15 protein-coding genes are annotated in these 17,565 nt (G+C 59.9%); 5 read left to right on the forward strand and 10 right to left on the reverse strand.

The genetic code is table 11. The annotated features are described in order from the left end of the window. The first annotated feature begins 100 nt into the window (after window positions 1-100). On the forward strand, window positions 101-2,620 hold the full coding sequence (locus AC5S27_RS14575; protein ID WP_493935293.1) for a S9 family peptidase: 2,520 nt from the start codon (window positions 101-103) through the stop codon (window positions 2,618-2,620). 57 nt (window positions 2,621-2,677) lie between these two features. On the opposite strand, the gene AC5S27_RS14580 is transcribed toward AC5S27_RS14575, so the two are convergent. The 5 genes from AC5S27_RS14580 to AC5S27_RS14600 all read right to left on the reverse strand — a co-directional run bounded on the left by AC5S27_RS14580 (window position 2,678) and on the right by AC5S27_RS14600 (window position 7,789). After that, on the reverse strand, window positions 2,678-3,139 hold the full coding sequence (locus AC5S27_RS14580; RefSeq protein WP_493935294.1) for a hypothetical protein: 462 nt from the start codon (window positions 3,137-3,139) through the stop codon (window positions 2,678-2,680). Window positions 3,140-3,307: 168 nt separating this feature from the next. After that, on the reverse strand, window positions 3,308-4,363 hold the full coding sequence (locus AC5S27_RS14585; protein WP_493935295.1) for an MBL fold metallo-hydrolase: 1,056 nt from the start codon (window positions 4,361-4,363) through the stop codon (window positions 3,308-3,310). A gap of 89 nt (window positions 4,364-4,452) precedes the next feature. Then, entirely contained in the window at window positions 4,453-5,304 is an 852-nt protein-coding gene (locus tag AC5S27_RS14590; RefSeq protein ID WP_493935296.1) for a 3-hydroxybutyryl-CoA dehydrogenase, read from the reverse strand. Beyond that, window positions 5,305-6,117 carry a Stp1/IreP family PP2C-type Ser/Thr phosphatase gene (locus tag AC5S27_RS14595; RefSeq protein ID WP_493935297.1) on the reverse strand — a complete coding sequence of 271 codons (813 nt, stop codon included), beginning with the start codon at window positions 6,115-6,117 and terminating at the stop codon, window positions 5,305-5,307. A 115-nt stretch (window positions 6,118-6,232) separates the two neighbouring features. Then, on the reverse strand, window positions 6,233-7,789 hold the full coding sequence (locus AC5S27_RS14600) for a hypothetical protein (RefSeq protein WP_493935298.1): 1,557 nt from the start codon (window positions 7,787-7,789) through the stop codon (window positions 6,233-6,235). Window positions 7,790-7,877: 88 nt separating this feature from the next. Here AC5S27_RS14600 and AC5S27_RS14605 point away from each other — a divergent pair, with 88 nt between their 5' ends. From AC5S27_RS14605 to AC5S27_RS14615, 3 genes are all read left to right on the forward strand, one after another. Then, window positions 7,878-8,837: a DMT family transporter gene (locus tag AC5S27_RS14605; RefSeq protein ID WP_493935299.1), complete on the forward strand. Its 960-nt coding sequence runs from the start codon at window positions 7,878-7,880 to the stop codon at window positions 8,835-8,837. Between the two features lie 98 nt (window positions 8,838-8,935). After that, window positions 8,936-9,343, forward strand: a complete 408-nt coding sequence (locus AC5S27_RS14610; RefSeq protein WP_493935300.1) for a bacteriohemerythrin — start codon at window positions 8,936-8,938, stop codon at window positions 9,341-9,343. Between the two features lie 203 nt (window positions 9,344-9,546). Further along, window positions 9,547-11,811, forward strand: a complete 2,265-nt coding sequence (locus AC5S27_RS14615; RefSeq protein ID WP_493935301.1) for a tetratricopeptide repeat protein — start codon at window positions 9,547-9,549, stop codon at window positions 11,809-11,811. Between the two features lie 36 nt (window positions 11,812-11,847). On the opposite strand, the gene holA is transcribed toward AC5S27_RS14615, so the two are convergent. The 3 genes from holA to AC5S27_RS14630 all read right to left on the reverse strand — a co-directional run bounded on the left by holA (window position 11,848) and on the right by AC5S27_RS14630 (window position 14,485). Beyond that, a complete protein-coding gene (gene holA / locus AC5S27_RS14620) occupies window positions 11,848-13,014 on the reverse strand; it encodes a DNA polymerase III subunit delta (protein WP_493935302.1) in 1,167 nt (388 codons plus the stop codon). A 119-nt stretch (window positions 13,015-13,133) separates the two neighbouring features. Continuing rightward, complete coding sequence (gene lptE, locus AC5S27_RS14625) at window positions 13,134-13,655, reverse strand: LPS assembly lipoprotein LptE (protein ID WP_493935303.1); 522 nt, start codon at window positions 13,653-13,655, stop codon at window positions 13,134-13,136. Between the two features lie 17 nt (window positions 13,656-13,672). Continuing rightward, the gene (locus AC5S27_RS14630) at window positions 13,673-14,485 is read right to left on the reverse strand and encodes a class I SAM-dependent methyltransferase (RefSeq protein WP_493935304.1); all 813 of its coding nucleotides are present in this window, start codon (window positions 14,483-14,485) and stop codon (window positions 13,673-13,675) included. Window positions 14,486-14,558: 73 nt separating this feature from the next. Here AC5S27_RS14630 and AC5S27_RS14635 point away from each other — a divergent pair, with 73 nt between their 5' ends. Then, a complete protein-coding gene (locus AC5S27_RS14635; RefSeq protein WP_493935305.1) occupies window positions 14,559-14,996 on the forward strand; it encodes an EamA family transporter in 438 nt (145 codons plus the stop codon). A 14-nt stretch (window positions 14,997-15,010) separates the two neighbouring features. Here AC5S27_RS14635 and AC5S27_RS14640 read toward each other — a convergent pair whose 3' ends face one another. Beyond that, window positions 15,011-15,304 (reverse strand): hypothetical protein, encoded by a 294-nt coding sequence (locus AC5S27_RS14640; protein ID WP_493935306.1) that lies wholly within the window; start codon window positions 15,302-15,304, stop codon window positions 15,011-15,013. 109 nt (window positions 15,305-15,413) lie between these two features. Next, the gene (gene ftsH / locus AC5S27_RS14645) at window positions 15,414-17,351 is read right to left on the reverse strand and encodes an ATP-dependent zinc metalloprotease FtsH (protein WP_493935307.1); all 1,938 of its coding nucleotides are present in this window, start codon (window positions 17,349-17,351) and stop codon (window positions 15,414-15,416) included. Window positions 17,352-17,565 lie beyond the last annotated feature (214 nt).

The following is a 17,565-nucleotide window of genomic DNA, read 5'->3' on the forward strand; positions in this document are numbered from 1 at the left end:
GATACACGCGGGCAGCTTGGGTATACTCAACGCTATCAATCCCTGCACGCCGGGATGTTCGCTCCCACACTTCAAAATTTGAAAATTAAAGGGGTTCCGCATGGCTTCGAGGCTCTGCCGCTCTGTCGTCCTTTCTGCCGCAATGGCAGGACTCGCTTCTTCTGCGTTAACAGCGCAGGAAAATGCTTCCGATCTGAAGTATCAGCTTCCGCCCGACGTGATGGTGAAGCTGGTCGACGCCGCACCCACGCCATTGCTGAGTATCTCTCCGGCGCACGGCTCGGGCCCGCGCATGGTGTTGATCGAGCAGAGCTCTTCCCTGCCAACGATCGCCGATCTCGCCGAGCCGGAGTTCCGTCTGGCTGGCCTGCGCTTCAACCCACGGGCGAACGCTCAGAGCCGTACGCGCTACTTCACCTCGATCAAACTCCAGCAAGTACCCGTGAATGGCGCGAAGACCACTGAGACTGCTGTCAGCGGCCTCCCCGCTCACCCGCATATCCTCTACACGCGGTGGTCTCCGGATGGCCGCCATGTCGCCTTCGCCAACCAGGAACAGGCTGGCCTTAGTCTCTGGATTCTGGACGTTGCCCGTGCCCACGCCGCACCCATGCCCGGCATTCACGTCAACGGCGTCCTATCAGCGCCTGTCTACACCTTCTTCGGTGCTTCCGAATCATCGCCCATCCAATGGCTCAGCGACTCGGCTCTCGCCGTGCTTGCCGTCCCCACCGACCGTGGCCCCGTACCAGTCAAATCCGAGGTCCCTACCGGCCCGGTTGTTGAAGAAAACGACGGCAAAGCTACCCCGGCTCCTACCTACGAAGACCTGTTGAAGAACCCTACCGACGAGGCCATCTTTGCGTATTACGCGACATCGCAACTTGAAGAACTGAAGCTCGGCGGCGCGGCGAAGAAACTCGGCAAGCCCGGCGTCTTCGCGACGATCGATGGCTCGCCGGATGGCAAGTACATTTTTGCCGAAGAGCTTCACAAACCCTTCTCCTACCACCAGACCTATGAACGCTTCCCCACTCGTCGCGAGGTCTTCGCTGTCGCAACCGGCGAGGCAAAAGTGCTGAACGACGCTCCGCTGATCGACAATCTGCCCATCGACCGCGATGCCGTCGAACCCGGGCCGCGCGAATACGGCTGGCGGGATGATGCGCCGGCTACCATTGCCTGGGTGCAGGCAGCCGATGGCGGCGACGCCAAGAAAGAATCGGCGATCCGCGACCGCCTGTATACCCTCGACGCGCCGTTCACCGGCGAAGGCAAAGTGGTCGCTGAATTGCCGATTCGCTATCGCGGCATCGCCTGGGGCAACGAGCACTTGGCCATCGTCACCGAAGGCCGCTGGAAGGATCGCAAGTCGATCCTGGCCGCGCTCGATCCGGCGACGGGGAAGCTGACGACACTCTACGAAGGCTCGACGCAGGACCGCTATCACAATCCGGGCCGACCGCTTACTGTCGCCAACGTCTCAGGGCACCAGGTACTGCAGACCACATCGGACGGGCAAGGGATTTACTTCACCGGGCAGGGCGCTTCGCCGAAGGGCGATATGCCGTTTGTCGCGGTGATGCCGGTGGCCGAGAACGCCAAGGAGACCAAGCTCTGGCAGTCGCAGGCGCCGTTCTATGAAGTGCCGCTGGCCGTTTTGGAAACCGGCGGCAGCGTCGAAATTCTGGCGCGGCGCGAGTCCATCGAGCAGAGCCCGAACTACTTCCTTACCGCAACAACTCCGGGCGCGCAGTGGACGCAGGTTACGAACTTCCCCAACCCCTACGCGGGCCTGCCGATGCCTTCACATCAACTGCTGCATTACAAGCGTGCCGACGGTGTCGACCTCACAGCGGATCTCTACCTGCCCGCCGGTTATGACAAGTCCAAAGGCCCTCTACCGACGCTGATGGAGGCCTATCCGGCCGAGTTCAAAAGCCGCGCTGCGGCAAGCCAGGTGACAGGGTCGCCCTACGAGTTCACCCGCATCAGCGCGCTGTCACCGATGTTCTTTACGACGACGGGCTATGCGGTGCTGGCCAATGCCGCAATTCCCATCATCGGTGAAGGCAAGGCTGAGCCCAACGACACCTATACAGAGCAGCTGGTCGATGGAGCCAAAGCCGCCATTGACGCGGGTGTGGCTACAGGCGCGGTGGATCGCGGACGCGTAGCTGTCATGGGACACTCCTACGGCGCGTTTATGACGGCGAACCTGCTGGCGCACAGCGATCTGTTCCGCGCGGGCATTGCGCGGTCCGGCGCGTACAACCGTACGCTGACGCCGTTCGGCTTCCAGAACGAAGAGCGCACCTACTGGCAGGCTCCCGATGTCTACAACAAGATGAGCCCGTTCATGTACGCCGACAAGATCAAAACTCCGATCCTGCTCTTCCACGGCGAGGCAGACAACAACACCGGCACTTTCCCGATCCAGAGCGAGCGATTCTACGCGGCGCTCAAGGGCGAAGGTGCGACGGTACGCTTTGTCCTGCTGCCGCTGGAGTCCCACGGCTACGCAGGCCGCGAGAGCGTATTGCACATGCTCTGGGAGATGGAGAACTGGATGGACAAGTACGTGAAGCCCGCGACTCCGGTCGTGGCACAGGGAAGCTAAATAAGAAAGCCCGCCAGAAAATTCCGGCGGGCTTTCTTCTTACGTAGAGGAAACCGATTAACGCGAGCGCATGCTGCGGATCGACTCGGGCAGGCGGGCCTCAATGCCGCGAGCGCGCCTCATGGCGATGTCGCCGAGGTACGACGAGGCGGGCGTAGTCGCCATCACCAGAAGGAACGCGATCAGCGAAAATCCAAGTCCTGCAAAGGCGGCAGAAACGAGCATTTGATAGATGGAAACAGTCTCCAGGTGGAGGATATTAAAGGCGACGTGCTCCATGTACTTCACCCGCTGCAGCACGGCGAGCGCGAAAAGGAAGCTGATCATGGAGAGCGCAGTGAGTACGGCCAGCGTGCCATCGAGTGAGCGATGGAATTTCTGGCGGGATCGGCAGTGGGCACAATCTGCCAGGTGCTGTTCGTAGTCCCTGCGCATCTCAGGTGAAATGCCGGAGATGTCGTAGCGCCAGCTACCAAGAATGGCCCCTACTACCCTGTCAGTGCATTGGGATCTTGCCATAATAGTTAGACTCGCTCGGACAAAAATTCGGTTCTTAGAATGTTCGACAAAACTCTCGGGGCAGGGAGACACAGGTTCTCGAGAGCATGCGTATCTCCCAATTGTAACTGAAAGCGATTACGAATGCGTGAGGGAAGAAGTTCCCGGACTCCAGCTCGGCAATGCCTGCTAGAAATAGACCGTTGCCAGAGGCTCGTGCTGGCTGGCCAGGTGCAGCCGGTTGGCAAGCAGGCTGGGCTTCGAGGTCAGGGCGCGTTCTGCGGCCATTCGAGCCAGTTCCGGCATATTGTTGCTTTCCGATAAGTGCGCCAGAATCAGGTGGGTAGCGGTACCGTCGTACGTCTGCTCAAGGTACTGGGCTGTGGCGTCGTTTGACAGGTGGCCTACCCGCGAGAGTACCCGCTGCTTGACGGACCACGGGTACGGGCCGTCGCGCAGCATCTCCAGATCGTGATTCGATTCCAGCATGATCAGGTCGCAGCGCCGGAGTTGTGCCTGCACGTTGGGTGGCATATAGCCGAGATCGGTGGCTACCGCCAGCCGCACACCTTCCGCAGCGAAGACAAACCCGACCGGGTCAGCAGCATCGTGGGGTATGGTAAAGGGGCTGATACTGACATCGCCAATCGAAAACGTCTGGCCAGGGCGAAAATAGTTGACCTCGGGCAGCCGTGAAGGATCAGGCACAGCTTCAGGGCCATCGCAGCTTTCCTCTGCCGCACCGCCCTCAGGAGCAATCACGCAGAGGCCGTCGCCGGCGCTTTGGGACGCCATCGGCATTGGATCGGGAACCGGATCGGGCTCGGGAGCCGGGTCAGGCTCAGGATCAGGCATAGGGTTGGGATCAGGGTGCGGACCGGAGATCCCTGCCGCCTGCTTTCCCGCACGGTACTGAGCCGCCCAGTCGGCATACGTAATACGCTTCTTCGGCGTTACCTGCCGAACCCACGCCCGGTGGGTCGCTTCCGTAAAGTAAACAGGAATGCCAAGCTTGCGAGCGGTCGCCGCCAACCCGTTGATGTGGTCCTGGTGCTCATGGGTGATCAGGATCGCGTCGAGCGTCGCAGGATCTTCGCCCACCAGCCGCATCCGGCGAAAGAGCTCACGGCAGCTCAGCCCGGCATCCACCAGAATCTTGGTGCAGTGACCGTCGCCCGTAGGACAGCTGGAGACAATCGAGCTGTTTCCCTTGGAGCCGGAGGCGAGAACGGTGAACCTGACCATCTTTCTAGGATAGTCCCGTTCGCTGTGGAATGGACTGCCGCGCGGATCGGGATTCCCTATTTAGTAACGGCAGGCGGCCCGGTTTCGGGTCAATAGCTGTAGAAGCCACGCCCGGATTTCCGCCCCAGCCATCCGGCGTCCACCATCTTGACCAGCAGCGGGCAAGGCCGGTACTTAGGATCGCCGAGACCAGAGTGAAGCACGCGAAGAATGTCCACGCAGACATCCAGGCCGATGAAGTCCGCCAGCGTCAGCGGCCCCATGGGGTGCGCCATCCCCAGCTTGAAAACCTCATCGACCGCCTCCGCCGTAGCCACGCCCTCCATCACCGTAAACGCAGCCTCATTGATCATCGGCATCAGGACGCGGTTGGAGACGAACCCGGGCGCATCATTGACTTCGACCGGCGTCTTGCCGAGTTGAACCGCGAGGTCGCGAACAGCCTCGTAAGTCGCCTGCGAAGTCTGCAAGCCGCGAATGATCTCCACCAGCGCCATCACCGGCACCGGATTGAAGAAGTGCATCCCGATCACCTGATGCGGGCGCTGAGTCTGCGCCGCCAGCTTGGTGATCGAAATCGAGCTGGTGTTGGTTGCGAGGATCGCTTCCGCAGGCAGAATCCTGTCCAGTGACTGGAACAGCTCGGATTTAACCTCGAAGCGCTCGCTGGCCGCCTCTACGGCAAAGTGGGCTGCAGCCAATGCACTCCTGTCCGTGGTCGTCTGAATACGCGCAACAGCCGGCTCGATCTGATCGGCGGGAAGTTTGCCTTTGGCCGCTTCCCTGCCCAGATTGGTGCGGATTCTTTCGACAGCTTTGTCGAGAAAAGCCTGCTGCACATCGCAGAGAAGAACGTTAAATCCCGAGCGAGCAAAAACGTGGGCGATGCCGCTGCCCATGGTGCCTGCTCCTATCACTGCTACTGTTTCGATCGAGTCCATTCAATCCACACGGACGATGAGGCAGGTTATGTTGTCATTGCCGCCAGCCTTGTTCGCCGCTTGAATGAGGCGGTTGCAGAGCTCTTCAAGCGGTGCGGACGCCGGGTTCATGCCGCCAATGCTGCCGTTGAGAATCGTTTCGATTTTGTCGTCACTGAGCTCGCGGGTCAACCCATCCGAGCACAGCAGGAACAGGTCGCCGGGTTGCGCTTCCTGCTCGATGAGATCGGCGGTGATGGTAGGCTGTGTGCCCAAGGCACGAGTGATAACATTCCGCAGCGGCGAACGCGCCGCCTCCGCACGGGTCATGCGGCCGAGACGTATCTGCTCTTCCACAAGGGAATGATCTTCCGTGCAGAGTTGAATTTTCCCGTCGCGCAGGCGATAGCAGCGGCTGTCACCGATGTTCAGGATCCAGAGACGGCGTTCTTCCTCTGGCGTTGGAGCGAGAATGCCAACCAGCGTGGTACCCATGCCGCTGAACCGGGCGTTGCGCTGCGCGCGGCTGTGGATAGCCTGGTTGGCGGCCACGACTGCCTCTTCGGCAATGGCGGGCAGCGGCGAGGAACCGGACTGACCGGGGTCTTGCTCCAGCTGGGCGATGTGGTCGTTCACCCGCTCGGTAACCAGCTTCATAACCTCTTCAACGGCAAGCTGACTGGCTATCTCTCCGGCAGCGGCTCCGCCCATGCCGTCGCAGACGACATAGACTCCGTGCTCGACCGAGTAACCATACGCGTCTTCGTTGGAGGAGCGCTTGCGGCCGCGGTCCGTTTGAGCAGCGGCGGTATAGCGCACGACGGCGGTTGCCACAAAGAGTTCTCCCAGGCAATAAGTTTACAACGAGACTGCAGCGTTTGGTTCCATTGGCTACCCAGGCAGCCGCGTGCCGCTCTTGCGAAGGCCATCTCAGGGCAATCCGAGGATTCTAGGGCCGACCGACCGGCGGTGCCGGCAATGCAGGAGCCGCGGGCAGATTGAAGACCTGGATGGCATCGCCGTTGACGACTGCGAAGCGCTGTCCGGACGGGGAGAGAGCGAAGCTACCCCCGCCGTCAAATACCGGCGAGACCGAGAGCGAGAGCGCCACATTGCCGTTGGCCAGGTCGTAGACCTGAATGTTCTGGCCGCGGATATCTTCCGTATCCAGCGGCGCGCTGGGGCTGATCGCATGGGTAACATTCAGGGTAGCGCGGGCGAAGCGCCGGCCTTCGGCGGAGCGGACAATCAGCGGCCAGACCTGTCTGGGCGGGTTCTCGGCCTGCCAGAGGAGGCCAGGAGGGCGATCGTCTGCCGGATCATGCTTCTTGTCTTCCTTCTTGTCGACTTTTTTTTCTGACTTCTTGTCGGATGACTTCTGAGGCTTGAGATTGTGGTCGAAGTTGCGTGTGAGCACGTCGAGAGTGCGTCCACCGTTGGCATCGCAGGTGGAAGCGAGGACGATATCGTGCGCCAGCACTTCAAGCGACGGGGAGCAAGTGGACTCGACCTTCAGGATCGGACTGGAAGCGCCCTGAAAATCCTGATAACTGATCAGCCAGCTCATACCGCTGCCGCGAAGGGCCTCAAAGTAGCCGTCCCCGTCGAGCGGCACGCGCGAAGGGCCGGAGACCCGGCTGAAGAGCATCACGGAGCCGTTGTCCATGCGCAGGATGCGCAGCAGGTTCTGTGTCTGGGGTTTCGTGGCGTCGGGAACACTGCCATCCATGGTTAGCTGGCCGTTGGTGGAAACCCCACTCGCCGCCGTCGTGTTTGTGGTGGTGCTGGCGTTTGCCGTGGCCGGCTGGTTTGAGCTGGCAGGTGAGGTAATTTCCGTGGTGTTCGCAATGAGCAGGTGTTGGGTGGGATCGAGGTCGAGGGTCGTAACCTCCCCGGGGAAACGCAAAAACGGCGTCAGGTGGAGTGCCGCATCGCCCGTCTGGACCGTCTTGCGGTCGCGGAGCAGGAATTTACCGTTGTTCAACGGCCACAGGTAAGTCGCGTTGTCGTAAAGATCCCATAACGCCTCGGCAGTGACCTGCCCCGTCGGCAGCGAAAGGACGACGGCACGGATACGGCGCGGCTCTGGCAGATGGGACGATTCGGAATCAGAACCAGCCGGACGCTCGCGAGGGATGAGGCCGGGAACGCGAAAGGTGAACAGTAATGTGTCTTCGCTAAGAAAACTGAGGGAAACCTGGCTGATGCGCCCGCCGAGGTAGTGGAGCGCAGGAGGGGCGAAACCAAGCGGAGTGATCGGAAGGCTCAATGCCGGGGAAGGTCCTTCAGGCTGCTGCTGATTCGCAGCTTTGTCATGCTTATTCACCTTGCCAGATTTGGCAGGCTTGCCGTTCGCCTGGGGTGCTAGGGCGCCCAGGTCAAGCTGAGCGGCTCCGGTCGCGGGCCACGCGAGAAGGACCACAAGCAAAACCGCAGCAACGGTCGCGGGGGCCCATCTGAGGCGGCTGCGGTAAGGTAGAACTGCGCTTTGGAGCCGGGTCACCATCGCTGTCTATTGTCGCCGATTGCAGCGCGCTGCGGAGCGTCTTTGCGCTCGAATGAAGCGTCGGTGCGCAGTGTGCGAATCTTGATCCATGAGCACGGCAAGCACGACCGAGAAAACTGACACATCCGCAAGCAACCAGCGCTGGCTCGGCTACGGAGCATGTGCGCTGGCCGGATGTCTATGGGGAACAGGCTTCTACTTTGGCAAACTGGCACTGCGCGAGATGGGCGTAGGCCACATGGTGCTGTATCGCTTTCTTTTCGCCAGCGTCGGCATGCTGCCAATTTTGTTGACGTCAAGCCGGCGCACCGGACCAAAGTGGACCAGCCGCGAGAAGTGGACGCTGCTTCTCGCCTCCGCGCTGGGCATCCCCATCCAGTTCCTGCTGCAGTTCAAGGGGCTCTCCATGACCACGGTGAGTCACGCCTCACTCATGGTCGGCACGATGCCGGTCCTGCTGGCGCTCGGGGCGACCATTTTCACCGGCGAACGGCTGGACTGGCTTGGCTGGCTCGCATTGGCCGGATCGACTGCGGGCGCAGCCCTCATTGTCCTCGGCGGTCGATCTGCCGAGATTTCTGGTGGTCCCACGCTGGCAGGAGACCTGCTGGTCGTGCTTTCGCTGACCATCTCGCTCGGCTGGATCCTCATGAACAAGAGCCTCGTCGGCCGCCACAGCCCACTCACCGTTACGGCCTACGGAATTCTCTCCGGAACCACGATGATCGTGGCCTGGGTGCTGGCAGTGGACGGGCCTCCACCCTTCGCGAAAGTGAGCCTGACGGCGTGGCTGGCCCTGGCGGGAAGCGGCATTCTCTGCACGTCCATGACAACGGCGCTATGGAACTGGGGACTCCACCATGTGCCTGCCTCGCGGGCCGGGGTCTTTTTGAACATCGAACCCGCGCTTGGTTCCTGGCTTGGGGTGCAACTGCTGAGCGACAAACTTGGCCCATTCGCCTGGGTCGGAGGCGGCTTGATTCTCGCTGCGGCAGTTACTCTTACGGCACGGGGTCACGACTTTGACCCGGAAGTACTATTGGAATAACTAAAGAATGGGGCTTTCCTAGGGACACGACCTAATTACCGCGCAACTTTTTCCGATAAATGCGCTTGTAGATAGTAGGTAGTATTTGGAGGCTCCAAATGGCTTCTCTCGCATGGACTCACTCTTGCACCATCGGCGTGCAGGCAATGGACGACCAGCATGGCATCCTGCTCGACGCTCTGAACGAACTCCGCATGTCGCTCCTGCAGGGTGAAGAATGGCGCTCAGTGCGTTCCATGTTGTCCCGGGTTGCCGACCTCATGCGCATGCACATGGAGAGCGAAGAACGCTTGCTGGAGCGTCACGCCTACCCCGGCATGGCAGCCCATCGCGCAGAGCAGCAGCGCCTTCTTGGCCGCCTGGCAGTGCTCGATGTCCGCCACGAGCCTTGGCAGATGAGCTCCGTCTATGAGCTGGTCGAGTATCTGCGGAAGTGGTTCACCTCGCACACCGGCGTAGCTGGGCAAAGTTATGCTCCGTGGCTGCATGAACGCGGCGTGCGGTAGCTCAGGTATCTTGCTGAGCTAGCGTACGCGAGACCCGCATCGTTGTCCAATTGATCTGCTTCCTAAGTTGGGCATGCGGGAGGATGAATTGGCGTGAGATAGCACTAAATCCGAACGCCATTTGTTCTTTAAAAAAATAGATTGACGCCGGCAGTTCCATTCCATAACTCTAGAACGAACCCAACGATTGGATGTTGATCCACGTGCAAAGATCTGTCTGTTCATCTGTCATCCTCCTGACCATTGTTGCGCTCGCTGGCGGCGCGTCGGCTGTTTGCGCGGCACAGACGGCAATGAGTGCTCCGCCACTTCTGATGATGTGTGAAGACACGGACGGTTGCTCGCGATGGCAGTTCTCCGCTGGAAAAGCAACCGGCTCATGGAGCAACGGAGCTATTGGCAGCCTGACCGTGGAGCGATTCGACAGCGCAGACAAAGGCGTCGTCTCGATTCGCAGAGCAGACACGACTGGAGCCGCAGCCGGACTTACCGCGACGTACACCGGCACTCGAAATGGCCCTATCGTCGAAGGAACGGTCCACTGGAAATCGCCAGGGCATCCCGACGGAGAAACTCACTGGCGCGCAATTATCCTTCGCGATACCGTAAATCTCCTGCCTGTCGCGGCGCGCACTGGGCGTCCTGTCCCGTCAACGATCAATGTATGCGAGAACGGCCACTGTTTTCCATGGTCCTTTCAAGGCAACACAGGCTTGATCAACTCCGGCAGTCAGGTCATTGCCAACCTCAAAGTAGAGCGGTTTGACGATAAGTATCTGATCATCCGGCGAAATGAAATCAACGGATCCCTCAAGGGCCTGGAAGCGGTGTACGTCGGCGTCATTACCGGCTCCAACCTGGAAGGGCTGGTGAGCTGGAAGTGGCCAGGCCAGCCGTCCGAAGGCGGCAGCACATGGCGAGGATCGCTCCCTGGCGCAGCCGCACCCGCACGACAGCTGCCACCAACCGAGGTTGCTCAACTGCCACCGCTCGTGCCGATTGAAAAACTGATTGACGTATTGCTGCCCGACCCCGCGCCCAAGATGCAACCCCCTCCTGCAGTGCAGTGGAAGGCGAAACAGACGCTGGCAGCCTTTGACCTGAACGGAACGTGGCAGCGCGAAGGCACTCCGGAGAAGGTGCTGGCCTTTCAGATGAGAGATCGCGTCTTCCTGGCTCACCTGGAAGGGATGCGGCATTATCCGGATCACATGCCGGTAAGTAATTTCTTATTCTCGACGCCGACCGCAGCTACAGGGATATTTCGCGACGCTACTCCGCAACCGAGAGAGACTGGCGAAAACATGAACGTGACTTTGACGGATGCGAATCATTTCCAGGTCAAGGTGAATTTCGGAACGCCGAGCAGTCCGGCGATGGAATCATGGACCTACGTGCGCGTGTCTTCGACTGCCGCGCAAGATGTCCCGTGTGATGTCGCGAACTCCCACCACCTCTCCGGCGACGAGGCGGAGCAGCGGGGTGACCTGTATCTCGAAGAGAAAGACTTTCCCACCGCCAACTGCTGGTTCTACGTCGCTGCTCTTGGCGGCAATGGCGAGGGGCTCGCGGAATACGGCAAATCGATCTATACCGGGCGAGGAATTGCACAAAACCAGGCTGCTGGGATCGCGCGTGTACAGGAAGCCGCCGTTCAAGGCAGCGCGCGAGCATGCGGTTTCCTGACGCAATTGTTCAAGGCAGGCGCCGGAATACCTCGCAGCAAGCAAAGGTCAGACTACTGGCTGGCCCGCTACTACGGCACCAGTCCGGAACTGCCTCACGAAGAGCAAATCTACATGCGCTGGGACTGGATGAACCATGGCTCGCCGCCCTGCTCGGCGAACAATCCCGACCACACCGACGCGAACGGCGCCTACCTCAGAGGCCGAGTCGCGTATGAGGCCAGGCTATTCCCTCGCGCGCACTGCTGGATGCGCATCAGCGCAGAACAGGGCAACTTAAAAGCCTGGACCTACCTGGGACTCATGAGCGCGTATGGGATGGGAGTAGAGCCTAATCTCAAGAACGGGTTCAGCTATATGGACCACGCGGCGCGAAACGGCGACGTTTACGCGATGGTCTATATCGCTAACTTCTGGCGTTACGGTATTGGCATCCCGGCAAATGATATCCAGGGAAGGTCGGTCATGCAGGAGGCGATGAACATGCGAGGCGGCATGGACGCCTTCGCCGACGTCGAAGGGGATTCCGTTTCGTACTCGCAGGCCATGTCGATGATAGGAAGCGTCGCTACCGCCGCTGCGGCTGACGAGATGGAATGCAACCGGCAGCCTGTCCACCATACGGAAAACCGCGGAGGGAAAGCAGTCGATGTCGTGACACCTGCGCCGCCTTGCAAATCGCCCACTGCCGACGCAATCATGAGCCGGGCCGACGTCGGCAGCAGAACGACTCTGGCTGCTCCCGAAGAACTTTTTCCGGAGAAACGATTGCCGATCTTTTAGAGGTGATCGTGAATTCACGAATGCCGCCGCGGCTCTCTAACCCTCAAAGCTGAGTTGCGGTGAAGCATAATTCGCCGCAAATGGCTTCGGCTCGCTCGCCAAATCATAGATGAGCCGTTCCAGCACAATCCGCTTGTCCGGCGGCGACGAGCGCAGTTCCAAATCAGCACGGGCGATCAGCCGCAGAGCGCGGGTGAGATCACGGCGGCTCTTGTAGCGACGCGCTTGCTTGATCAGATCGTCAGCCGCGAAAGGCGGCATGCGGAATCCTTGCCAGAGCGCCTGCCAGATGGCCCTTGAGTCGCGCACGTTTTTCTCAAGAATCACCAGCATCTGCCGGAAGGTGCGGGCCAGCATATACAGGTGTCCGATCGCAGCTTCCTCGCCCGCCTCAGAGCTGTTCAGCAATCCATGAAGAAGCGCTAATGCGCGCGGGCGGTCCTTCGCGCTGATGGCGTCTGTAAGCTCGTAAAGACTGCGCTGTTTGGCGCTCAGCACCATGGTCTCGACATCGCCCAGCGTAATCCGGCCACGCCCGTAGCTGAAGAGAAGCAGCTTTTCGAGCTCGGAGGCGATCAGCATCATGTCCGTCCCCAGCGCGTCGACCAGTTCGCGGACCGCGTCGGGCTCGATCTTGGTCTGCTGCTCCAGCGCAGTCGAGGCGACCCAGCGCATGGCGTCCACCTCGTCCACACGCGCCAGTTCGACAATCCCGCACACATCCCCCAGCGTCTCGCGCAGCCGGTCGAACTTGGTCTTGTCCTCCATATCCATGCGGCGAGGGTCAGCGGGAATGCGGATATGGTCGGCGACAAAAATCACCAGCGCCTGAGGATTGGAAGCCGCAAAGTACCTGTCGATCTCTGCGAACTCGTCTTTCTTCGCGCCGCGGGTATAGAGCTGCTTGAGGTTGCGAACGAAGACCACCTGGAAAGGCGCCATCAGCGAAGGAGTGCGCGCCCGGTCCAGAATCTCAAAAATTGAGTGCTGCGCCAGGTCCATCTCCGACAGGCAGAAGTCGCGCATCTCGTCCGGCACAAAGGCCTGCAGGACGGCGCGTCGGCAGCGCTCATAGAGGAAAATCTCGTCCCCGGCGAAGACGTATCCGGCCTTCATCGCGCTCGGCTTTGTTTTCCCTGCCTCGATCTCCGCGAGGAAGCGGTCAGCAGCGGCGAAGCCCACACCCTGGCGTTGCGTACTCATGGGCGCTGCCCCGCGGCAATAGATCTTGGCTTCACAGGCTTTAGGATACCCTTCGAGCGGCCTGTGGGCGCGGTGGAAAAGCCGTACGGAATTGCAATAGTTACCTGATTTTCTTCACTTTAGAAGCCTTCGAGCACGTCCGCGACCAGTGCCCGGGCGAAGTCGCGCGAGAGCCGTTCGACCGCTGCCGGGTTTTCTTCGAGGAAAGTGGGAAGGTCGGTCGTCGACTGATACTGCTGGCGGAAGACGTAATTGTCGTTGTTATAGAGCACGCGGCCATCGCGGGCAGTGAGGGTGACCGCGACCGTGATGGTAATCAGAAAGCTCGAAGACTGCTGGGTTTGAGAATTGTAAGTAAGCGGCGCAACGGTCTGGGTGAGAATCGTCCCATGCAGAACGGTGTCAGGATCTCCGCCCTCGTTGGGGGTCACGCGCAGGCGAGTGCGAGCGGCAAATTCACGGATGACTGCCGTGGTCATCACAGTCTCAGTGCGGTAGGCATTGGTCTTCGTGGCGAAGACCGGCACGGACATTGTCTTGGTGCCCGGCGGCAGATGGGTCGCCGAACCGACGGTGTGATACCCGCAACCGGGAAGGATGAGGATTGCAGCTGCGAGGGCGGTGAGAATCAGACGGCGCATGACTGTCTTCAGTGTACTCAAACCCACGCGGCAGCCAGTTTCCCTAAGCCTTCATCCGCAAGGCGCAGGCCGTCCTGGCGCTGGTTGAAGAAGAGTTCATTCAGATCGCGGGAGTCGAGTTGCTCGATGCGCTGAAATCCCGCCGACCGAAGCTCGTTGTCCATTTGCTCTGTGCGGAAGAACAGCTGAAACGGCTCTCCAGCCGCGGCGACGCGCGCAGCGAGAGACTTGGCAGCGGGAATCATTCGCGGACTCAGCTCGTCATAGGACAGCGAGTAGTCGAAAGCCAGACCGCTGCCCCCGGGCATGGCTGCGATCAGATCCAGTGTGGAACGAAATGCGCTCAACGTGAGGTAGGGGATAACTCCGAGCCAGCTGAAAAACACAGGCCGCGTGAAATCCATACCTGCGTCCGTAAGCGCAGATGCGAGCGTCTGGTGCTCGAAGTCCAGCGCAACGTAGGTCACGTTGGGCGGTTCGGCGATTTGAGCCGCGGCTAGTTTGCCCCGCTTCCATTGCTGCATGTGCGGCACGTCCACTTCGAAGACCTGCAGGGCAGGATAAGGGTTGCGGTAGGCAAACGTGTCGAGGCCGGCACCCAGGATCACGTATTGTGCAACGCCGGTAGCGACCGCCGCGGCAAGATTATCCTCGGTGAACCGGCTGCGCGCCACCATCCAGGCGCGAAAGGCTCTGGAACGAGGATCTGCGTGGCGTACCGGGTCGGCAAAAAACTCCGGCCCCAGAATGGGAACAGCGATTGGATCGTCCAGAACTTTCGGCGTCTCATCAAGGACCTGATGTGCCGCCCGGCGACTGGCCACTCCCATCGCAGTCATACTGACTTGGCCCGGTTTCATACCTTTAGTTTAATGCGGCTCGCTGCCAACGTAGCATGAAGGAATGAGTGGAGCATGGACTGGAAACTGGATTGCGTGGGCGCTGCTTTCAGCGGTGTTCGCAGCGGCAACGGCGATTCTGGCAAAAGTTGGCGTGGCGAATGTGGACTCCAACCTGGCCACAGCGATTCGAACTACTGTGGTCGTCGTATTCGCCTGGGCCATCGCCCTGGCGCTAGGAAAGCATGAAGGCCTGCGCGACGTCGACGCGAAAGCATGGATATTCCTTGCGCTTTCCGGCCTCGGTACAGGGCTTTCGTGGCTCTGCTACTTCCGCGCGCTGCAGCTTGGGCCGGCTTCTCGCGTGGCTCCGCTCGACAAGTTGAGCGTGGTGCTGGTCATGGTCTTTGCCGTGCTCTTCCTGGGGGAGAAAATGACGCCGTGGGCGATGGTCGGCGGTGGGTTGATTGCAGCTGGCGCGGTGGTAATGGTGCTGGCGTAATTCCTAAGTCCGGCTTAGTTCTCGGGACTCCAAACCTTCTTCCGAAATAAATGAGCTGCTAATCCGATCAACCCCCACGTCAACAGGAAATAGAAAATAAAGTTGAATATGGCGGCTATCCATAGATGAAAAGCATGAACATTCTGACTGACGATCATGGACCCGATCATCCCAGGAAGAATAACCTTGATCGACCAGGAAGAACCGGTCGACTCAGTCGACATCGTAAGTCCCCAGGCAATGAAGCCGAGGGTGAGCGCCAATCCAAGACGCAGACGGTTCTTTCGAATGCGGGGTGCAAATTCCATTCAAAAAATCATACTCGACAACAAACACAACTCTAGGAGAGCATCAAGACATAGCAATACAAAAAGGCCACCCTTTCGGATGGCCTTTTGTTTCATGCACTGATGCGGGTTATGCCGGGGATGGTGAGCCTTCCGGGAAGCCGCCAGAACCGCGGCCGGTTTCCGGCTTGAGGATCTGGGTGACTCCGCCACCGCCGCCCTGATCACTGGGCGAAGCCAGTGAGGAGCGCAGTTCAGGCAGTTCCTTACCTTCGATCAGCAGGCGAACCTCCTCAGCGTCGATGGTCTCGCGCTCCAGAAGGGCTGCCGCCAGGCGGTGCATGGCATCGCTGTGCGACTCGACCAGAGAGTAGGCCGACTTGTACGCTTCGTCGATCAGGCGGCGAACTTCCTGGTCGATCTGGCGTGCCGTCTCCTCGGAGAAGTCACGGTGCTGGGCGATTTCGCGGCCCAGGAAGATCTGCTCTTCTTTCTTGCCGAAGGTCAGCGGTCCGAGGCGGCTCATGCCGTACTCGCACACCATGCGGCGGGCGAGGTCAGTGGCACCCTCGATATCGCTTCCGGCTCCGGTCGACATCTGGTTCAGGAAGATTTCCTCAGCAACGCGCCCGCCGTATGACATGGCAAGGTTCGCTTCGAGGTATTCGCGGGTGTAGTTGTGCCGGTCGCCAGGAAGGAAAACGGTAACGCCGAGCGCCATGCCACGAGGGATGATGGTGACCTTGTGGATAGGATCGGAGTGCTCGCGGAGCACGGAGACCAGCGCATGGCCGGCTTCGTGGTACGCAGTAACCTTTTTCTCTTCGTCAGTGAGCAGCATGGACTTGCGTTCCGCGCCCATCAGGACCTTGTCCTTGGCGAGCTCCATGTCGTACATCGTGACCTGCTTGCGGTTGACGCGGGCAGCGTTCAGGGCAGCTTCATTGACCATGTTGGCCAGGTCAGCGCCGGAGAAACCCGGTGTCCCACGAGCAAGCGTGTTGAGCACGACATCGTCTGCGACAGGAACCTTCTTCACGTGAACGCGCAGGACCTCTTCGCGGCCACGAACGTCTGGCAGCCCCACCACAACGCGGCGGTCGAAGCGGCCGGGGCGAAGCAGCGCGGGATCAAGCACGTCAGGGCGGTTGGTCGCAGCGACAAGGATGACGCCGTCATTCGACTCAAAGCCGTCCATTTCGACGAGGAGCTGGTTGAGGGTCTGCTCACGCTCATCGTGACCACCGCCGAGGCCGGCACCGCGATGGCGGCCGACTGCGTCGATTTCGTCGATGAAGATGATGCAGGGAGCATTCTTCTTGCCCTGTTCGAAGAGGTCGCGAACGCGGCTTGCGCCGACGCCGACGAACATTTCTACGAAGTCAGAGCCGGAGATCGAGAAGAACGGCACATTCGCCTCACCCGCAACTGCACGGGCAAGCAGGGTCTTACCGGTGCCCGGAGGTCCGACGAGAAGAACACCTTTAGGGATGCGGCCGCCGAGCTTCTGGAAGCGTTGGGGCTCGCGGAGATATTCAATGATCTCCTTGAGCTCTTCCTTCGCTTCGTCTACGCCGGCAACGTCCTTAAAGGTGATCTTTTTCTGTTGCATCGAGAGCAATCGTGCGCGGCTTTTCCCAAAGGACATCGCCTTGTTACCGCCCGACTGCATCTGCCGCATGATGAAGAACCAGATACCCAGGATCAGCACCAGGGGGCCGATGTTCATCAGAACCGTCCACAGGACTCCATTGCTGGAAGCATCCTTGATATTGGTCTGAACACCAGCCTTGTTGAGCTGGTCGTACATGCTGGGATAGTTGGTGGGAATGTTGGTGCGGAAGGCATTTTGCGCCTTGCCATCCACCTTGTAATGACCGTGCACTTCCATACCTTGCACGGTCACATCATTCACCTGATTCTGCTGCACTTTTTCGAGGAAGGAAGAGAACGGTACGTCGTCTTCTTTACCGCCCATATAAGCGCTGCGCTGGACTACGGAGAAGAGCAGCACCAGGCAGATCACGATGAAGGCCCAGAACATGATTGTCTTAACGGTCGAGTTCACCAGGACTCCTTTTTGCGGAGCGGGAGGGTTACCGGGGGCTCCCAACGCCGCTTTTATGCCGATTAGACGCCATGAGGGGCCGGAAAGAATCAGGAAGTCTGGAGGCGACTTCCGTCGTTCTAAAACGGCGCCGCGGGCGAAGAGCCAGCAATCCCATGATTGTACTCCTGTCCGGGTAAATCTGGCATGACCGATTCGAGTGACGGAACGAAAG

The organism is Acidicapsa borealis, from assembly GCF_059115245.1.

Excerpts from the sequence above, each read along its gene's own strand:
- AC5S27_RS14575 (WP_493935293.1), top strand. The coding sequence starts at position 101 with ATGGCTTCGAGGCTCTGCCGCTCTGTCGTCCTTTCTGCCGCAATGGCA.
- AC5S27_RS14580 (WP_493935294.1), bottom strand. The coding sequence starts at position 3,139 with ATGGCAAGATCCCAATGCACTGACAGGGTAGTAGGGGCCATTCTTGGT.
- AC5S27_RS14585 (WP_493935295.1), bottom strand. The coding sequence starts at position 4,363 with ATGGTCAGGTTCACCGTTCTCGCCTCCGGCTCCAAGGGAAACAGCTCG.
- AC5S27_RS14590 (WP_493935296.1), bottom strand. The coding sequence starts at position 5,304 with ATGGACTCGATCGAAACAGTAGCAGTGATAGGAGCAGGCACCATGGGC.
- AC5S27_RS14600 (WP_493935298.1), bottom strand. The coding sequence starts at position 7,789 with ATGGTGACCCGGCTCCAAAGCGCAGTTCTACCTTACCGCAGCCGCCTC.
- AC5S27_RS14605 (WP_493935299.1), top strand. The coding sequence starts at position 7,878 with ATGAGCACGGCAAGCACGACCGAGAAAACTGACACATCCGCAAGCAAC.
- AC5S27_RS14610 (WP_493935300.1), top strand. The coding sequence starts at position 8,936 with ATGGCTTCTCTCGCATGGACTCACTCTTGCACCATCGGCGTGCAGGCA.
- holA (WP_493935302.1), bottom strand. The coding sequence starts at position 13,014 with ATGAGTACGCAACGCCAGGGTGTGGGCTTCGCCGCTGCTGACCGCTTC.
- lptE (WP_493935303.1), bottom strand. The coding sequence starts at position 13,655 with ATGCGCCGTCTGATTCTCACCGCCCTCGCAGCTGCAATCCTCATCCTT.
- AC5S27_RS14630 (WP_493935304.1), bottom strand. The coding sequence starts at position 14,485 with ATGGGAGTGGCCAGTCGCCGGGCGGCACATCAGGTCCTTGATGAGACG.
- AC5S27_RS14635 (WP_493935305.1), top strand. The coding sequence starts at position 14,559 with ATGAGTGGAGCATGGACTGGAAACTGGATTGCGTGGGCGCTGCTTTCA.
- AC5S27_RS14640 (WP_493935306.1), bottom strand. The coding sequence starts at position 15,304 with ATGGAATTTGCACCCCGCATTCGAAAGAACCGTCTGCGTCTTGGATTG.